General features: G+C 64.3%; 17 protein-coding genes and 1 pseudogene. 1 reads left to right on the forward strand and 17 read right to left on the reverse strand.

What is annotated here, in order from left to right:
• Positions 1-105: 105 nt before the first annotated feature.
• From Q0C57_RS14980 to Q0C57_RS14990, 3 genes and pseudogenes are all read right to left on the reverse strand, one after another.
• A pseudogene (locus Q0C57_RS14980) lies at positions 106-234 on the reverse strand (integrase core domain-containing protein); the annotation flags it as partial.
• Between the two features lie 538 nt (positions 235-772).
• On the reverse strand, positions 773-3,322 hold the full coding sequence (locus Q0C57_RS14985) for a S8 family peptidase (protein WP_296577241.1): 2,550 nt from the start codon (positions 3,320-3,322) through the stop codon (positions 773-775).
• 54 nt (positions 3,323-3,376) lie between these two features.
• Entirely contained in the window at positions 3,377-4,366 is a 990-nt protein-coding gene (locus Q0C57_RS14990) for an AAA family ATPase (RefSeq protein ID WP_108179766.1), read from the reverse strand.
• A gap of 1,114 nt (positions 4,367-5,480) precedes the next feature.
• Between Q0C57_RS14990 and Q0C57_RS14995 the strand changes: the two genes are divergently transcribed.
• Complete coding sequence (locus Q0C57_RS14995) at positions 5,481-5,942, forward strand: GNAT family N-acetyltransferase (RefSeq protein WP_296577242.1); 462 nt, start codon at positions 5,481-5,483, stop codon at positions 5,940-5,942.
• A gap of 4 nt (positions 5,943-5,946) precedes the next feature.
• Here Q0C57_RS14995 and Q0C57_RS15000 read toward each other — a convergent pair whose 3' ends face one another.
• The 14 genes from Q0C57_RS15000 to Q0C57_RS15065 form a co-directional block, all read right to left on the reverse strand.
• Positions 5,947-6,618, reverse strand: a complete 672-nt coding sequence (locus Q0C57_RS15000; protein WP_296577243.1) for an AprI/Inh family metalloprotease inhibitor — start codon at positions 6,616-6,618, stop codon at positions 5,947-5,949.
• Between the two features lie 194 nt (positions 6,619-6,812).
• A complete protein-coding gene (locus Q0C57_RS15005) occupies positions 6,813-7,595 on the reverse strand; it encodes a succinate dehydrogenase iron-sulfur subunit (RefSeq protein WP_296577244.1) in 783 nt (260 codons plus the stop codon).
• A gap of 106 nt (positions 7,596-7,701) precedes the next feature.
• Entirely contained in the window at positions 7,702-7,887 is a 186-nt protein-coding gene (locus tag Q0C57_RS15010; RefSeq protein ID WP_296577245.1) for a DUF2065 domain-containing protein, read from the reverse strand.
• 69 nt (positions 7,888-7,956) lie between these two features.
• Positions 7,957-8,907, reverse strand: coding sequence for a protease modulator HflC (hflC, locus tag Q0C57_RS15015; protein ID WP_296577246.1), 951 nt, complete (start codon positions 8,905-8,907; stop codon positions 7,957-7,959).
• Positions 8,904-10,106: an FtsH protease activity modulator HflK gene (gene hflK / locus Q0C57_RS15020; protein ID WP_296577247.1), complete on the reverse strand. Its 1,203-nt coding sequence runs from the start codon at positions 10,104-10,106 to the stop codon at positions 8,904-8,906. Before hflK ends, hflC begins: the two co-directional genes overlap by 4 nt.
• 93 nt (positions 10,107-10,199) lie before the next feature.
• Positions 10,200-10,838: a dihydrofolate reductase gene (locus tag Q0C57_RS15025; RefSeq protein ID WP_366937834.1), complete on the reverse strand. Its 639-nt coding sequence runs from the start codon at positions 10,836-10,838 to the stop codon at positions 10,200-10,202.
• 10 nt (positions 10,839-10,848) lie between these two features.
• A complete protein-coding gene (locus tag Q0C57_RS15030) occupies positions 10,849-11,235 on the reverse strand; it encodes a hypothetical protein (RefSeq protein ID WP_296577248.1) in 387 nt (128 codons plus the stop codon).
• Entirely contained in the window at positions 11,214-11,639 is a 426-nt protein-coding gene (locus tag Q0C57_RS15035; protein WP_296577249.1) for a hypothetical protein, read from the reverse strand. The genes Q0C57_RS15030 and Q0C57_RS15035 overlap by 22 nt, the downstream gene beginning before the upstream one ends.
• A gap of 10 nt (positions 11,640-11,649) precedes the next feature.
• The gene (locus Q0C57_RS15040; RefSeq protein ID WP_296577250.1) at positions 11,650-12,444 is read right to left on the reverse strand and encodes a thymidylate synthase; all 795 of its coding nucleotides are present in this window, start codon (positions 12,442-12,444) and stop codon (positions 11,650-11,652) included.
• A 151-nt stretch (positions 12,445-12,595) separates the two neighbouring features.
• Positions 12,596-12,916, reverse strand: coding sequence for a DUF2853 family protein (locus Q0C57_RS15045; protein WP_296577251.1), 321 nt, complete (start codon positions 12,914-12,916; stop codon positions 12,596-12,598).
• Positions 12,917-13,048: 132 nt separating this feature from the next.
• On the reverse strand, positions 13,049-13,522 hold the full coding sequence (locus Q0C57_RS15050) for a YHS domain-containing (seleno)protein (RefSeq protein WP_296577252.1): 474 nt from the start codon (positions 13,520-13,522) through the stop codon (positions 13,049-13,051).
• A gap of 129 nt (positions 13,523-13,651) precedes the next feature.
• On the reverse strand, positions 13,652-15,160 hold the full coding sequence (locus Q0C57_RS15055) for a tripartite tricarboxylate transporter permease (protein ID WP_296577253.1): 1,509 nt from the start codon (positions 15,158-15,160) through the stop codon (positions 13,652-13,654).
• A gap of 10 nt (positions 15,161-15,170) precedes the next feature.
• Positions 15,171-15,710 carry a tripartite tricarboxylate transporter TctB family protein gene (locus tag Q0C57_RS15060; protein WP_296577254.1) on the reverse strand — a complete coding sequence of 180 codons (540 nt, stop codon included), beginning with the start codon at positions 15,708-15,710 and terminating at the stop codon, positions 15,171-15,173.
• Between the two features lie 150 nt (positions 15,711-15,860).
• On the reverse strand, positions 15,861-16,091 hold the full coding sequence (locus Q0C57_RS15065) for a ribbon-helix-helix domain-containing protein (protein ID WP_296577255.1): 231 nt from the start codon (positions 16,089-16,091) through the stop codon (positions 15,861-15,863).
• Between the last annotated feature and the right edge of the window lie 5 nt (positions 16,092-16,096).

Here is a 16,096-nt window from a genome sequence, read left to right on the forward strand (position 1 = left end):
TGACGTTGCCCCCAGTTTCTATCCAGCCTTGAGTTTGTCCCGGCGGTTGGTTGAAGCGCTACCCGTTTCTAAGCCAGCCGGAGCTGGAATTTTCCGGGGTTAAGGTCATGCCGGCGGGGGTGCCGGAGAGCCGTTCATCAGCGCGATCGGGGGCTTGTTGCCGATGGCGCTGTGTGACCGGACCTCGTTGTAGTCTCTACGCCAAGCCTCCATTTTCGAGCGGGCGTCGTCGAGTCTCTAACCGCCGCTGGATGACAAAGCAGTGGCAGGTCAGCACAACTTCCGTTCGGCGCGGTGCAAATTACTTGATTTCCAACGAAGCCGTCTGAGCCCCAAGCGGACATTCCCAGTTTCCGCTTTGGGCTTAAAAGCTGAACCAACTGGTCGGTTGCTAGTCTGCAGAAGGACCGTTTGTGAGACGCGCGGGGGAGCGGTCTAGGCTGAACCGCCACAGGCCCCTCCCAAGTCTCAAAAGACGTATTGAAATCATCGTCTCATTTCCTCATGCGCCCCACGAGGATTGACACAAACCGAAGCTGCCAACCGGCCTTATGTCTGAGAATCGATCCGGTCTACCTCGCATCTGCCGAGGTAGACGAGGCTTCCAGCTGATCGCATGGATCCCCGCAGGAGCAATTCTGAGTGCGGGACCAACAGGCGCATCGGCCGCCCCGTCCGGCATCTTCGCGCTACCAAGTACGAGCGCGACGGGCCGCATCCGCAGGGTCTTAGGGGCACCGGGATAAAATGGCAGCTTGAGAGGCTTACATCATCATGCGTCTGTGGCTTCGATCGGCGTCATCGCTGTGATCAACGCTTCGATCTCGGCAGATAGCGCTGCGTGAACGTCGACGGGCAGGCCGCGAGCCGACAACGAGACGACCAAAGCGTAGCGACCGTTAAGCGCATACCGCTTGTCCTTTCCTCGGGTCATCCACCACCCCTTCAGGGGGCGCACGCAGATCATGCGACGGCTTAGGAGCGATGCGACATCGCCGTTCCAGACATCGCATTGCAGGGAGCCGGCCCGGCTATGCTTGTTGCCAAGCAGCCAGCCCGAGTCATCTGGACCCTCCTCGTCGCCTTGCGGTTCGGCGGCGTTCGTCCGGGCCATGAAGACTTCTTCCGGTTCACCGGCCCTCTGGAGATCCCATTTGAGTCCATAACTGCGATAGATGTCGGGGTAGCGCGACCCCATCGCCCCGGGATTGGGCTCCACGAACCAAGACAACGTGACCTTGAGCGACACCTGCTCCTTGAAATGCTCTTCGAGAATATTTCTAGGCCATGGCAGCGTGTAGTAATGGGCTTCATTGAGGCCGATGCGGGATGTCTCGGCCCCAGTCTCCTCGTTCCTGCTCCTGATGCGCCTGAAGGGCTTGATCTCGGATTCTGCCAACAGCGCTAGGTCGTTGGTCGTGCTCGCGAGCGCCCGCGCTCGGTCAGGCACGCCGAACCCGAACTGCCGGATCATGGAGGCGCAGTGCTCTTTGGTGGGTCTTCCGCCCAACCGTCGCCGCATCTCGGGCGTCCAGTCAGCGGAATGGACCATCAAGGCGCGGACGGTCTCGGGCCAGAGGCCAGGGTTCGCGCTCAGGATCTCGGCTGCGAAACCTGCGGCTCGCGCGGCGGCAGGGCTTGTCATCTCTGTGCATTCAAGCGGCCGGTTGATAACGTCCCTCCCGGTCGTCAGCATCGACAGGCTGTCGATGCCGCTCACGAAACCGCCGGCAGGATCCTTGGCCCAGTTGCCGGCCTCAAAAACTACTTCGGGCTTCTGCGGTGCCTGGCTGCGATCCCACGCCAAGCTCGCCCTGCTGTAGGGACTGCGGTCGCCGGTTCGCGCCGCGACTTCCCAACCACGCATGGTGGGCTCGGAAATCTGCGTTCTCTCCGTGTAGCCCCCCACGGAAAGGGCGTTCCAGGCCTGCGCCGGGTCTTCAATCGGATGGTCGCGCAAGTCCTCATTTGCGGACCACTCGTGCGGAAGAATATTGCCCACCGCCTGCAACCAGAGACGTCTCGGGCCGATTTCCTCGATTTCGCAGGCCCCTGATGTCGCGGCGTCGATCGCTGCGCTCCACGTTGTGGCCAGGCCTGTCAACGAAGACTGCGCCGTTACTGTGCAGCAGTGGACTCGCTCGCGGTGCGGAGAGGCGACATCCAGATCGGACATCGCGTCCCTGACGACGAGCCCCCACGTCTCAGGCGGGTTGTGGCCGTTGGGCGGCAGCATCTTGTAGGACTCGAGCCGATGCGTTGGACGGATCGGGTCTTGATCCTGGAGCCTGAACTGAAGATCGCCGAAAGCCGCGATGCCGGCCATGTTTGTTCCATGTCCGTCATGATCGTCCGTCGACCATGACTGCGCTCGCGCATGCATGTCGCTCTCATCCAGCAAAGGCCGCAGCATAGGATGAGCCCGGTTCACTCCGGTGTCGTGCAAGGTCACGTAGGGGCCTTCCGGTGCGGCGCCTAGACGACGGACGGCGTCCTCCACCCACTCGATTGGGGCGACGCCATCAGACCTGACCGTCGTGAACACTGAGGCGTCGATCCGTGCGGGTCTGACCTCCGCCACGTAGACGTTCAGCTCGCGGACAAGCCGCCGCAACGAGCCTCCGGTCGCCCTGATGAACCGGACGACGAATTCTGGAAATTTCAGCTTTTCCTGGGAGAGGTGCAAGCCGAGGGCATCCTTGCGCCTGTCCAGATAGGCTTCGGCGTCAGGTGCGTCTTTCTTGGCTTTCCGACGCAGCCAAAGCTCGAACCAGCCGACTTCGTCGTTCCCGGGCAACGGATCAGGCGATGTCCATAAACCGGCAAGGCCATTGAAGGCGATCGCTTCGACCTCATCGAAGCGCTTATGCACGGCGTTCGGCTTGTTGGCCCCTTCGCTGTCGCGATACTGCTTGATCTGCTCCTTAAGACTCTCGCGCATGTCGTCGGGAACGAAGTAGGACACCCGCTCGAGAGTGTCGGCATCGGTGCGGCGCAGCATTTCCGTTACAGCCCCTACTAGAACGCCATAGGATTTCTGTTGCAATTTTTCCTGGGGCAGTTTGGCAGGGCGGTCGACCGATATGTAGGCGCCGGTTTTTCCAAGCTGTTCGGTCACGCCGAGGAGCGTCTTCTCGACGTCGGCCTGGCCGAAGGCCATGACAATCTGATCAAGCAGCCGCTGCCCGAATTCAGCGCGGTTCTCTCGCTTGAACTTGTCCTTGATGTTGACGCCCTGCCCCTTGAAGGCGCGCGTCTGGCGGAGCCGATCAATCCGCAAATGAGCCTTTCGACCACCGCCGCCTGCCGCCCCTTCCGACATCTACCTAGCCCCAACCGCTGCCGAATCGAACAGCCCTTAGGATAGTATAGAGGGTCAGAGCCTCTGAAGCGCGTCCCGCGATAACTTGCGGGCGATAAACGCATCCGCCAGAAGAGTCTCGGAAACCTTGCGGTTGCCGTCGAGAATGGCGTCCTTGATGACGTCATCGACAGCCGTCACAATGTCAGCTTGGGACAAACCAGTGGCCGCCTGCGTGATGCTGGGCCAGTCGAACGCCTTTGAGACGCGCCGGTCGACCAGTGAGGTCACGAGGCTGCAGATCTCCTCCGCCGTGGGGAAATCATATCGTAACACGTCGCCGAACCTGCGGAACAGCGCTCGATCAAGAAGCTCGGGATGGTTCGTGGCCCCGACGATCAAGCTGTCCGTGCCATTATCCTCTTCCAGGAACTGCAGGAACGAGTTCAGCACGCGCCGCATCTCGCCGACCTCGCCGGACTGGTTGCGCTGCGTCCCGAGGGCGTCGAATTCGTCGAAGAGATAAACCCCTCGGACAGAGTGGATCTGGTCGAAAACAAGCCTCAGTTTCGTGGCCGTCTCACCGAGATAGCGCGTAATTAGCGTATCGAGCCGGAGGCGGAACAAGGGAAGATGAAGTTCGCCCGCCAGCGCCGAAGCGGTGAGCGTCTTGCCCGTCCCCGGCGGTCCGACAAGCAGGATATGTGTGATGGGGCGCCGACCATGCTGCCGCAGGACGGCGCGCTGGGACTGATGGCGGATTAACCGCTCCAGGCGAGTCTTGATGTCCGGACCGAGGACGACATCCGTTAGCTTCGTTTTGGGATAGGAGGCAGAGATGATCTCCTCAAGCTCGGCGCGAGGACGCGCCAACGGGATCGGCTTTACCGCAGGAGCTGTTCCACTCCGTCCTTGATCGACCAGCTTCTTGATTTCGTCAGCTACGTCCTGGCGCCCTTGACGGGCTTCCGAGGCAGCAACCTGCAGCGCGAGAGACAAGAATTGCTCATCATCCCGTTGGACATGCCCTCTGATCAGGGCGACCATCTGCTTGGCCGTTGCCATCTCGTTGTGCTCCGCGCCCTCCCGCGCACTGAAGGCACTGTGAACGCTTATCCTCAAAGATCGGTTTCTTAATCGCTTGAATCGTAGCGCGAGAGGCCGGCAAGGAACAGATGCGGAGGTCGAGCGAGCTACGAATTTCGACGCAAGCCTCGCTTTGCTCGCTGGGTGTTGCAGAGATGTCTTGCAATGCCGACGGGTATCAACGCTCATCGCAGTCGAAAGCGTCAGAGGTCCCTCCCTCTGGGCATGTGATCGGCTTGAGCTCGATACGAGGCCCCTTTTTCTCAAGCGCTTCCATTCCCACGAGTTCACGCCGTAAGGCAGGTTTTTGCCGCCTCAAGGCAATTCATCTTATGCCCTAAGGAAATAAATTCCCGGCCCTGACACTCCGGCTGGAACCAGCCGCCGTACTCCAGCGCTCATTCCCGGACGCGGTGAGGAACATCATTCGGGAATTGAGGACACTCTTTCAGCATTTAAGGACAAACTTTCGAGCGCCTGACATTATCCTCAAAGATCGGTTTCTTAATCGCTTGAATCGTAGCGCGAGAGGCCGGCAAGGAACAGATGCGGAGGTCGAGCGAGCTACGAATTTCGACGCAAGCCTCGCTTTGCTCGCTGGGTGTTGCAGAGATGTCTTGCAATGCCGACGGGTATCAACGCTCATCGCAGTCGAAAGCGTCAGAGGTCCCTCCCTCTGGGCATGTGATCGGCTTGAGCTCGATACGAGGCCCCTTTTTCTCAAGCGCTTCCATTCCCACGAGTTCACGCCGTAAGGCAGGTTTTTGCCGCCTCAAGGCAATTCATCTTATGCCCTAAGGAAATAAATTCCCGGCCCTGACACTCCGGCTGGAACCAGCCGCCGTACTCCAGCGCTCATTCCCGGACGCGGTGAGGAACATCATTCGGGAATTGAGGACACTCTTTCAGCATTTAAGGACAAACTTTCGAGCGCCTGACAGTTGCTCCACACCACAATTTGACGCGCATCGCAGTTAGGCTCGCCGAGGTTTGGCGATCGGGGCATTCTGAGCGTGTTCCATTCCTCGCCAAGGGGCCCCGTCGCGCTGTAATTTTCTCACTTTCTGCTCTGATATTCTTACCTTTTGGTTGAGTGACCACCTATGCCGGGCGGGCACTCGGCCCGGATGCGGTGGTCCACGGTTTCCTGGTCGAGGGGGTGATGCGCGGCGCCGCGGAACTGCGGCTGATGCCCGGCCGGACCGGCGAGGTGGCGGTCACCGTCGAGGATGCCTGGCGGCTCACCGGCATCGGCTCGGCGCTGTTCGGCCGCCTGCTGCTCACCGCCCGCAATCGCGGCCTGACCGGACTGGTCATGACCTGCCTGTCCTCCAACCGCGGCATGCAGCGCCTTGCCGCCCGTTTCGAGGGGACGATCACCACCGCCTCCGGAGACAGTTGCGCCACGGTGACGGCGCGGCCGGCAACGCCGCTGTCGCTCTGGCGCGAGGTGGTCGCCGACTCGGCTGCGGCCACGGCGAGCATCATCGACAGGCAGATCGGATTGCTGCGCGAGGGCGCGGCGACGGTGCGCAGGCCGCTCGCCGGGGGCTGAACCCTCAGCGGGCCATGCTGACGGGGGCGCCGGTGGCGGTCGCGCCGGAATAGGCGCCACCGCCCTGCGGGGACAGGCGGGCGGCCACGCGGCCCCCCGGCTGCAACAGGACGATCTCCGCGCCGCGCTGCTCCCAGGCGTTGATCCGGGCGAGCGAGGGCGCCCGGCAGTTCTGCGGGCTGGCGCGGTAGAATTCGAAGAGCGGTGTGGAGGTCAGGGTGATGCGGCAGCGATCGCCCGCATCGGTCACCGTCCAGGTACCGGCAACGCTGGTGGCGCCGGACGCGGCGCGTTCCTGCCGCGGCAGGGCGGAGACGACGGCGGGCGGCGGGGCACCGCGCTGCTGCGGCTCGGGCTGCATGATCTGCGGCTGCGCAGGGGGCGCGCCGGGCGCCAGCGCGGTCTCCACCGCAGGGGGGCCGGTATCCGACCGCCCCGAGACGGAGGGTGGCGCGATCTCCTGGCTCTCGACGGCGCCGCCGGCGCCGGGCTGGCCGCCGGGAATGATGTCGTCGGACGGCGCCGGCCGGATCTGCGGCTGCACCTCGGTCCGCGCCATGGTGTCGGACCGGCCCCAGCCGACGGGTGCGCCGCCGGTATCGCCGAAGCGGGACGAGGAGGTGCATCCGGCGAGGGCGACGGAGCAGAGCAACAGTGCGGCGGGGCGCATACCCATGGAACGGTTCACCCAAGAGAGATCGCGCGGCGCGCGAGTCTGGCCACGATGATGCCCTGCAGCGGCAATTCCGTGGCAGGCCGGCGACAACCGGACGATGTTCAGGTTCTGGTTAACCGACCGTTGAGGCTGATGCAGCCTGTTTCTTGCGGCGGGACTGCGGCCAGGCGCCAGGTCCCGTGGCCGGCCGCGCGTCAGACCTGACGCGCCACCATCATCTTCTTGATCTCGGCGATGGCCTTGGCGGGGTTCAGACCCTTCGGGCAGGCCTTGGAGCAGTTCATGATCGTGTGGCAGCGATAGAGGCGGAACGGGTCCTCGAGATTGTCGAGGCGCTCGCCGGTGGCCTCGTCGCGGGAATCGATCAGCCAGCGATAGGCCTGCAGCAGGATTGCCGGACCGAGATAGCGGTCACCGTTCCACCAGTAGCTCGGGCAGGAGGTCGAGCAGCAGGCGCAGAGGATGCATTCATAGAGGCCGTCGAGCTTCTCGCGGTCCTCCTTCGACTGGCGCCATTCCTTCTCGGGACGGGCGGTCGTCGTCTTGAGCCAGGGCTCGATTGAGGCGTGCTGGGCGTAGAAGCGCGTCAGGTCGGGGACGAGGTCCTTGACCACCGGCATGTGCGGCAGCGGGTAGACCTTCACCTGGCTGCCACTCACCTCGTCCATGCCCTTGGTGCAGGCCAGGGTGTTGGTGCCGTCGATGTTCATGGCGCAGGAACCGCAGATGCCCTCGCGGCAGGAGCGGCGGAAGGTCAGGGTCGGGTCGACCTTGTTCTTGATCCAGATGAGGCCGTCGAGCACCATCGGGCCGCAATCGTCGCGGTCGACGTAGTAGGTGTCGATGCGCGGATTGGCACCATCGTCCGGGTTCCAGCGGTAGATGCGGAACTCGCTCAGACGGTTGGAGCCCGGCGGCTTCGGCCAGGTCTTTCCCTCGGTGATCTTCGAGTTCTTCGGAAGCGTGAACTGAGCCATGTGATATCTACTTGTCGTACGGGCCGAGCAAGGCTGGACTTCCCATCAAGCCTCGGAGGGCCCTTGTCAATCGGGTCTTTTGTCGGGGCCGGTGAGCGCGCCGCCTTCAGCCGCGCATCCACCAGACGACGATCGTTCCCAGAACGGCGGCGACGAGACCGACGACGCGCAATTGCTGGTCGGGCGTCACGCGCATGGTTTCAAGCGCATCCCGTATACGCGAGGGGAAGGCTGCGAGGATCAGCCCCTCGATCACGAGAACGAGACCTATGGCGACGAGAAAGTCTTGCATGGCGTTTGGCTATTGGGACAGGGCCGCCGCGAGGTTGTCGCGACGGCCCTGTCCTGAAGCGGGATCGGCTCAGTTGCCGGTGGCCGGTGCCGGTGTGCCCGGCGCCGGAGCCGGGGACCCGGGCGCTGCCGGGGCCCTCAGACCGTTCCGGCGCCCGGAGGGATCTCCGAAGTAGCGGAAGAAGTCCGAATTGGGCGACAACACCATGCGGGTATCGCCCTGCTTCATGCTCTGCTCATAGGCCTGCATGGTCCGGTAGAAGGAGAAGAAGTCCGGATCGCGGTTGAAGGCCTCGGCAAAGATCTTGTTGCGCTCGGCATCGCCGGCACCGCGCAGCTCTTCCGAACGGCGGTCGGCCTCGGCGAGAATGCCGACGACCTCGCGGTCGGCGCGGGCGCGGATCGTGACCGCGGCCTGCTGGCCGGTGGCCCGCAGGTCGGCCGCTTCCTGACGGCGCTCGGTCTGCATGCGGTTGAACACCGCCTCCTGGTTGACCTGGGGCAGGTCGACGCGGGTCAGACGCAGATCGACGATGGCGACGCCGAGGGTGGTCGCCTCGCGGTTCACCTCTTCCTGGATGCGGTTCATGAGCCGGTCGCGATCCGTGCGGATCAGCTGCGCCATGGTGGCGCCGGCGATGATGTTGCGCATTGAGGAATTGACGAAGCTCGCCAGGCGGGTGTTGGCGTTGGGAATGGTCCGCACCGTCTGGAAGAAGCGGAGCGGCTGGGTGATGCGGTAGCGAGCGAAGGCGTCGACATCGAGGTTCTGACGGTCGGTCGAGAGCACCGTCTGGACCGGCAGGTCGAGGTCGAGGATGCGCTTGTCGACCGTCACCACGTTCTCGATGAACGGGACCTTGAAATAGAGGCCCGGCTCGCTGATCGGCTCGCGCACGACCTGGCCGAAGCGCAGCACGATGGCATGTTGCGTCATCTGGACGATGAAGAAGGCGTTGGCGAGGGCGAAGAGAGCCAGCGCTGTGACGACGCCGAAGACGAGTTTCAGGGAAGAGTTCATCGCGGAGTCCTCGTGGCGGCCGCGCCGCCCGATGTTCCGGCCGCCGGGGCCGGGCGCATGATCTGGTCGAGCGGCAGGAAGGGCTGCACGGGATTGCCGCCGGCCTGGTCGATGATCACCTTCTCGGTGCCACCGAAGATGCGTTCCATCGTCTCGAGGAACATGCGCTCGCGCGTCACGTCCGGAGACAGGCGGTACTGTTCGAAGACCTGGGTGAAGCGGCTCGCCTGACCGCTGGCCTCGGCGACGACGCGGTCGCGATAGGCCTCGGCCTCCTGGAGGATCTGCGAGGCACGACCGCGCGCCTCCGGAACCACCTGGTTGGCATAGGTACGTGCCTCGTTCTGGACGCGCGTCTGGTCCTGCTGGGCCGCGTTGACGTCGAGGAAGGAGTTGCGCACCGGTGCCGGCGGCAGCGCCGACAGCAGCTGAACGACGCGGATGTTCACGCCGGACTGATAGTCGTCCATGATCCGCTGCATGATCTGGCGGATTTCGGCGGCGATCGCCGCCTGGTCGACGGTCAGGATGTTCTGGATGTTGCGCCGGCCGATGGACTCGCGCAACGCGCTCTCCGCCACGGCCTTCACCGTGCCTTCCGGGTTCTGAAGCTGGAAGACGAAACTGGCGACCTGCGCCGCGTTGACGTCCCACTGCACTTCGAGATCGATGTCGACGATGTTCTCGTCGCCGGTCAGCATCAGGCTCTCTTCGGGCACCTCACGGTTGGCGCCACGCGCGCCGCCGCCGGACCGGTAGCCGACCTCGGTGCGCCGCACGTCGGTGACGGGCACCTTGAACACCGCGCCGAAGGGCGCCGGCGGGTTCCAGTTGAGGCCCGGCGCGGCATTGCCGATATGCCGGCCGAAGACGGTGTTCACCGCGACCTCGTTCTGGCTGACCGTGAAGAAGCCGGTGAGGCCATAGATGATGACGCCGAGCACGCCGATCAGGGCGATGCCCTTGGCGCCGATATTGCCACCGCCCCCCGGGAGGACGTTCTTCAGGCGCTCCTGGCTCCGGCGGATCAGCTCCTCGAGGTCGGGCGGCTGGTTACCACCGCCACCGCCGCCACCGCCGCCACCGCCCTGAGGGCCCTGCCCCCAGGGGCCACGTGGCCCGCCGCCGCTGCCGCCGCCACCACCTGCGCCGCCGCCGCCGCCCCATGGGCCGCCGCCGCCTTGATTGTTCCACGGCATGAACTGTCCTCGCTTGAAGGCGGGGCCGAAGCCCCGCTCACGCCCGAAGGCGCGTGAAGTCAGGCACGGATATAGAAGACCGCTTCGCTGCTTTCAACGCGGCGTGGCTGCGCAGGCTGAGGAATAGGCGTCTTGGTGAAGATTGGCGCCTCTGCAGGCGGTTGCGCGGGCCTCAGCGGGCACCGTGTCGGCACCGGGCGTGGCGCCATGCGGCGTTCCGCCGCTGGCCCGGCGATAGGCGACGATGCGGAAAGGATGGTCGTCGTCGGGGCCGGCGGGGTAGCTGGCGCGCGTTTCGCCGGTCCAGACCGCCGGATCGATGGCCGGGAAAAAGGTGTCGGCCTCCGGAGTGGCATCGACATGGGTGATGAGGAGCCGGTCGGCGCGCGGCAGCGCCTGGGTGTAGATGTCGGCGCCGCCGAGGACGGCAATCGCGGGAGCGCCCGACCGCAGCGCCGCCGCATGGGCGATCGCCAGGGCCCGATCCAGCGACCCCGTGACCACCGCGCCCGGCAGTGACAGGCCGGGCTGGCGCGAGGCGACGATGTTGAGCCGCTTCGGCAGCGGCTTGCCGCCGAAGCTCTCGAAGGTCTTGCGCCCCATGACCAGCGGCAGTCCCGCGGTGGCGGCACGGAAATGCGCCATGTCAGCCTTCAGCCGCCAGAGCAGGCGGTTGTCGCGGCCGATGGCGCCGTTGGCGGCGACGGCGGCGATGAGCACGATGGGAGTCAAGTGAACAACCTCAGCGATCCATCTTCAGGATGATCGCCTCCGGGAGAAACACCCCGTTGAACATGCTGTTAGACAGCTGCACCTGACCTCCCGCACCGACCCGCATCATTCGTCCCAACGCATCTAGCGCCTTGTTGTTGGAGGCGACGAGGTCAATGTCACTCGTGTCGATGCCACCAATCTCGTGCTGATGGGCCGCCACAATGCTTGCGATCCGCCGATAAGCCTCCCGCTTGTCGGTAAAGGGCTCCGCAAACTCAAGCCAAAGCCGCCAATTGGACCCTTCCGGGGAAAGAACGAAGACGGCCGCTTTGATGGTGAGTCCATCGGCTTCGAGCAAGGACATCAAAGCACGCGCGCCACCGACGTCGGGGCCTACCAGTGCAATTTCAGCCATGGGAGCACTCCGTGGTCAGGATTGCCGACCGCATCCACCATGCCGGCCGCGGTCAGTTCATCGATCATCTGATACCGACTTTCTTCCGACCATTGTACCACGACAGACCAATTGGCGGCGAAATGGACGTCAGCGTTCTGCTGCCGCCTCATCTCGGCGGTCAGTCCAGCAAGATTGACCAAATCCTTCAGCGAATGGGTATAGACCGCCGTGACGAAACGTCGATCAGGGATAGCGTGAGCCGAAAATTGCAAAGCTATGCAAGCCTTGAGGCCTATCTCAACCGCATACCCCGCCAGATAGTGTGCGTTTGATGGCCGCCTGTGGGACAGAAGCAAGAGCGCATCATCATACTTGGCTTCGGCCAACCGATGGAGATCCGTTCGCTTCAAGCCGAAACTCATGTGGATCGCCTTACACCGCCACCGGCGCCTTGATGGCGGGATGCGGCTCGTAGCCCGTCAGCGTGAAGTCCTCGTAGGTGAAGGCGAAAAGGTCGGTCACATCAGGGTTCAGCGTCATGACCGGCAGGGGGCGCAGCGGCCGGCTGAGTTGCAGTTCGGCCTGTTCGATGTGGTTGGCGTAGATATGGGCGTCGCCGAGCGTGTGGACGAAGTCGCCGGGCTTCAGGCCCGCCACCTGCGCCAGCATGAGGGTCAAGAGCGCGTAGGAGGCGATGTTGAAGGGCACGCCGAGGAAAATGTCGGCCGAGCGCTGGTAGAGCTGGCAGGAGAGCTTGCCGTCGGCGACGTAGAACTGGAACAGGCAGTGGCAGGGCGGCAGCGCCATGGCCTCGACATCGGCCGGATTCCAGGCCGAGACGATGAGGCGGCGGGAATCCGGATTGGTCTTCAGCATCCTCACCAGCTGGGCGATCTGGTCGATGCTGCGCCCGTCGGGGGCGGCCCAGGAGCGCCATTGCTTGCCATAGACCGGGCCGAGATTGCCGTCCGCATCGGCCCATTCGTCCCAGATGCTGACGCCGTTGGCCTTGAGATAGGCGATGTTGGTGTCGCCCTTCAGGAACCACAGGAGTTCGTGGATGATCGACTTCAGGTGCAGCTTCTTGGTGGTGACCATCGGGAAGCCCTCCGACAGGTCGAAGCGCATCTGGTGGCCGAAGACCGAGAGCGTGCCGGTGCCCGTGCGGTCGTCCTTGCGCGCGCCGTGCCTGAGCACGTGCTCCATCAGGTCGTGGTACTGGCGCATCGCGGCCTCCGAGGGGAGCGAATCCGTGGAGGCTTCTTATAGCGCGGTTCGCCACCCGGCGGCAGCAGCGGGGCGGGTGACAAGACCTGCTTCCACACGAAAACGCCGCCCCGGGGGCGGCGCTCGTGGTCTTGGTCGGCTCGTCAGGCCGTCACTTCTTGATGAAGAGGTCGAGTTTCTTGAAATGGTCGGCGAGCAGGTAATAGACGGTGACGCGGTTCTTGGTCTTGTCGGCCTTCATGGCCGCACCGACCTTGGCCAGGGCGGCGTCGATGGCGGCCTCGTCGGTGAGGGCCAGCTTCTTCATGCAGAAATTCTTCTTCACCCGGGCGACCTCTTCCGGGTCGCTGAAGGAGACGAGGGAGGAATCGCGGTTCCTGAGCGCGATACCGAGATAGCGGACCAGACCGGCGACAGCCGCCTCGTCCGCTTTCGGCGCATATTTCTTCACATCGGCCAGCCAGTCGCTCACGTCGATTCTCCCCTGCTCTGTGGCATCGCCCGGCTTCAGCTGCCGGAACGGCAGGAGACTACCATCGGCCCGGTCGCGCCGTCCCTGCCCGCCGCCTCCGTCAAAATCCCGATGGGCGACGCGGTCGCACGGTCAGCGCGCGGCGAGCGTGGGCCATTTGCTGTCGGCGGCGGCGATGAAGCCGGGGACATCGGTGAGCCAGGTCCGATGCACCCGGGCGTCATAATTGAGATAGAGGCGGCCGGCGACGATGTGCCAGTGGCGGGGGTCGCCGGCGGCCCGGTAACCCTGCGCGGCGGCCCAGGCGCAATGGCCGCCATAGGCCGGCGCATAACGCTCCGGTGCGGCGGCGAAGGCGTCGCGCGCAGCGGCACTGGCAAAGCGCCAGGTGGCATTCTTCCAGCGGTGGGTGAACCGGCTGTCGCCACGCACCGGGCGGCCCTCGGTGTGGAAGGCGACGACATCGTAGCCGTCGGCGGCCAGGCTGGACAGGGTGCCGGTATAGATCTCGGGCCCGGCCAAGGAGGACACCGTCGACAGGCCGGACACTGAGAGAACGACGAGGGCGCCAAGGGCGCGGCGGGACAATGTCGCGGTGCCGGTCATGGCGAGGACCTCCGGGCGGTTGCGAGGGCAACATGCCCTCTATCGCCCCTGTTCGGGTCCGGACCGGCCGGTGTTACGCCGCCGCGGCGTGGCGACCGGCGGCGCGCGGGGCGCCGCCGGCGAGGACGGTCACTCGACGAAGACGGTGTTGCGCTTCTTGGTGATCGCCGGCAGGAAGGAGATGACCAGCATCAGCACCGCAATGGCGATCAGGAAGGCCGAGATCGGCCGGTTGACGAAGTCGACGAAGACCGACCAGTCGCCGCGCGACATCAGGATGGAGCGGCGGAGATATTCCTCCATCAGCCTGCCGAGAACGAAGCCGAGCAGCAGCGGCGCGACCTCGAAGCCCATCTTGATGAAGGCGTAGCCGACCAGGCCGAAGAAGGCGGTGATCATGACGTCGAAGGGGTTGTTGTTCACCGAGTAGATGCCGATGCAGCAGAACATCAGGATCGAGGGGAACAGCATGCGGTAGGGCACCTTCAGCAGCTTCACCCAGATGCCGATCATCGGCAGGTTGATGATGAGCAGCATGAGGTTGCCGATCCACATCGAGGCGATCATGCCCCAGAAGAGATCGGGCCGCTTCTCCATGACCTGCGGACCCGGCACGATGCCATGGATGGTCATGGCGCCGACCATCAGCGCCATCACCGCGTTGGGCGGGATGCCGAGGGTCAGCAGCGGGATGAAGGAGGTCTGGGCGCCGGCATTGTTGGCGCTTTCCGGACCTGCGACGCCCTCGATGGCGCCCTTGCCGAAGCGTGAGGGATCCTTGGCGATCTTCTTCTCCAGCGTGTAGCTGGCGAAGGGGCCGAGGACGGCGCCGTTGCCGGGCAGGATGCCGAGCGCAGCGCCGAGGCCCGTGCCGCGCAGGATCGGCGTGACCGACCGTTTCATCTCCTCCCAGTTCGGGAGCAGGCTGCCGATCTTGCTCTTCAGCACATCGCGCGTCTCGGGCGATTCCAGGTTCCGGAGGATTTCCGCGAAGCCGAACATGCCCATGGCAATGGTGGTGAAGTCGATGCCGTCCGACAGTTCCGGCCAGCCGAATGTCATGCGGTCGGCGCCGGTTTCCAGGTCCTGGCCGACGGTTGAGAGCGTCAGGCCGAGCAGCACCATGGCGACGGCCTTGATGACCGAGCCACGGGCGAGCACCACCGCGAAGATCAGGCCCATGACCATGAGCGAGAAATATTCCGCCGGTCCGAAGAGGAGGGCGACGCGGGTCAGCGGCGCGGCGAGGGCGGCGATGACGATGGTGGCGACGGTGCCGGCAAAGAAGGAACCGATAGCGGCGATGCCGAGGGCGGCGCCGGCGCGGCCGTTGCGGGCCATCTGGTGGCCGTCGAGAACGGTGACGATGGAGGTCGCCTCGCCGGGGATGTTGACCAGGATCGCCGTGGTCGAGCCGCCATACTGGGCGCCATAATAGATGCCCGCCAGCATGATGAGGGCGCCGACCGGGTCGAGGCCGAAAGTGATCGGCAGCAGCATGGCGATGGTGGCGATGGGGCCGACGCCGGGCAGCACGCCGATCAGCGTGCCGATCATGCAGCCGAGGAAGCAGAGGCCAAGATTCTTGATGGTGAAGGCGACGCCGAAGCCGAGCGCCAGATTGGCAACCATATCCATGTGACGCGCCTTACCAGCCGGCCCAGGGGGCAACCGGGATCGGCAGCCTCAATGCGACTTTGAACAGGAGGATGCAGAAGGCCGTCATACAGGCCGAGAAGATGAATGTCTGCGTCCAGTTGCGCTCGGTTGAAGCGAGACTTGCGACGATGAGGGTCAGCGGCCCGGCGACAATCAGACCGAGCGGCGGGAGCAGATCCGTGCGGCCAATGCCGGGGATGTTAAGTGTCGTGCCGCGGATCGTCATGGCGAAGATGAGCACCGCGCCAAGGACAAAGACGGGACCGCGGATCGACCAGGCTTCCAGGCGCGGACCGACCACGGTCAAGGCCTGGAAGACGATGATCCCGCCGACCGCCATCAGGAGAAAGGACAGGCCCCGCGGGAAGGAGCCGGGACCGAGATTGGCGCCGCGGCCGCCGCTCAGATTGGAAGAGGCCCAGAGGCATGCCAGCCCAAAGGCGATAATGAAGAGTCCGGCGAACATATCCTGTGGGCTCTTCACCAGCCCACGCGTCTCCGCGACCACGCTCACATTCTCGTCCTGCATCGTCCCCCCACTCCGGAGCATCGTATCGAGACCAGTTGTCACCCCGTGCTCTTGCGCGCGGATGACATCATGTCAACTCCCGGAACACAAGCAGAGGGAGATTCACAGGTCCGATAACAGGCGGAGCAAGTGGTCTGCGGCGGGGGAGCGTCAGCCGGCCGTCGTGCTTCTCGTACGGTAATGGTCGAGGACGAAGAGACGGATGGAAGACGACAGATTGCCATGGGTCCGGCCGCCATCGATCTGGCCGACCAGATCGGACAGGGTCTCGCGGCGTTCGGCGGCAATTTCCTTCAGCGCATTCCAGAATTCATCTTCCAGGCTGACGCTGGTCTTGTGGCCCTCGACGACGATCGAACGTTTGACGACGTGGCTCTTCATGCAGT

It is taken from the genome of Phreatobacter sp., from assembly GCF_022843985.1.
Classification (GTDB): Bacteria; Pseudomonadota; Alphaproteobacteria; order Rhizobiales; family Phreatobacteraceae; genus Phreatobacter.

Coding starts and splice junctions, on each gene's coding strand:
- Q0C57_RS14990 (WP_108179766.1), bottom strand. CDS start 4,366: ATGGCAACGGCCAAGCAGATGGTCGCCCTGATCAGAGGGCATGTCCAA.
- Q0C57_RS15065 (WP_296577255.1), bottom strand. CDS start 16,091: ATGAAGAGCCACGTCGTCAAACGTTCGATCGTCGTCGAGGGCCACAAG.
- Q0C57_RS15000 (WP_296577243.1), bottom strand. CDS start 6,618: ATGGGTATGCGCCCCGCCGCACTGTTGCTCTGCTCCGTCGCCCTCGCC.
- Q0C57_RS15010 (WP_296577245.1), bottom strand. CDS start 7,887: ATGCAAGACTTTCTCGTCGCCATAGGTCTCGTTCTCGTGATCGAGGGG.
- Q0C57_RS15060 (WP_296577254.1), bottom strand. CDS start 15,710: ATGCAGGACGAGAATGTGAGCGTGGTCGCGGAGACGCGTGGGCTGGTG.
- hflC (WP_296577246.1), bottom strand. CDS start 8,907: ATGAACTCTTCCCTGAAACTCGTCTTCGGCGTCGTCACAGCGCTGGCT.
- Q0C57_RS14985 (WP_296577241.1), bottom strand. CDS start 3,322: ATGTCGGAAGGGGCGGCAGGCGGCGGTGGTCGAAAGGCTCATTTGCGG.
- Q0C57_RS15035 (WP_296577249.1), bottom strand. CDS start 11,639: ATGAGTTTCGGCTTGAAGCGAACGGATCTCCATCGGTTGGCCGAAGCC.
- Q0C57_RS15040 (WP_296577250.1), bottom strand. CDS start 12,444: ATGCGCCAGTACCACGACCTGATGGAGCACGTGCTCAGGCACGGCGCG.
- Q0C57_RS15055 (WP_296577253.1), bottom strand. CDS start 15,160: ATGGATATGGTTGCCAATCTGGCGCTCGGCTTCGGCGTCGCCTTCACC.
- Q0C57_RS15005 (WP_296577244.1), bottom strand. CDS start 7,595: ATGGCTCAGTTCACGCTTCCGAAGAACTCGAAGATCACCGAGGGAAAG.
- Q0C57_RS15050 (WP_296577252.1), bottom strand. CDS start 13,522: ATGACCGGCACCGCGACATTGTCCCGCCGCGCCCTTGGCGCCCTCGTC.
- Q0C57_RS15030 (WP_296577248.1), bottom strand. CDS start 11,235: ATGGCTGAAATTGCACTGGTAGGCCCCGACGTCGGTGGCGCGCGTGCT.
- hflK (WP_296577247.1), bottom strand. CDS start 10,106: ATGCCGTGGAACAATCAAGGCGGCGGCGGCCCATGGGGCGGCGGCGGC.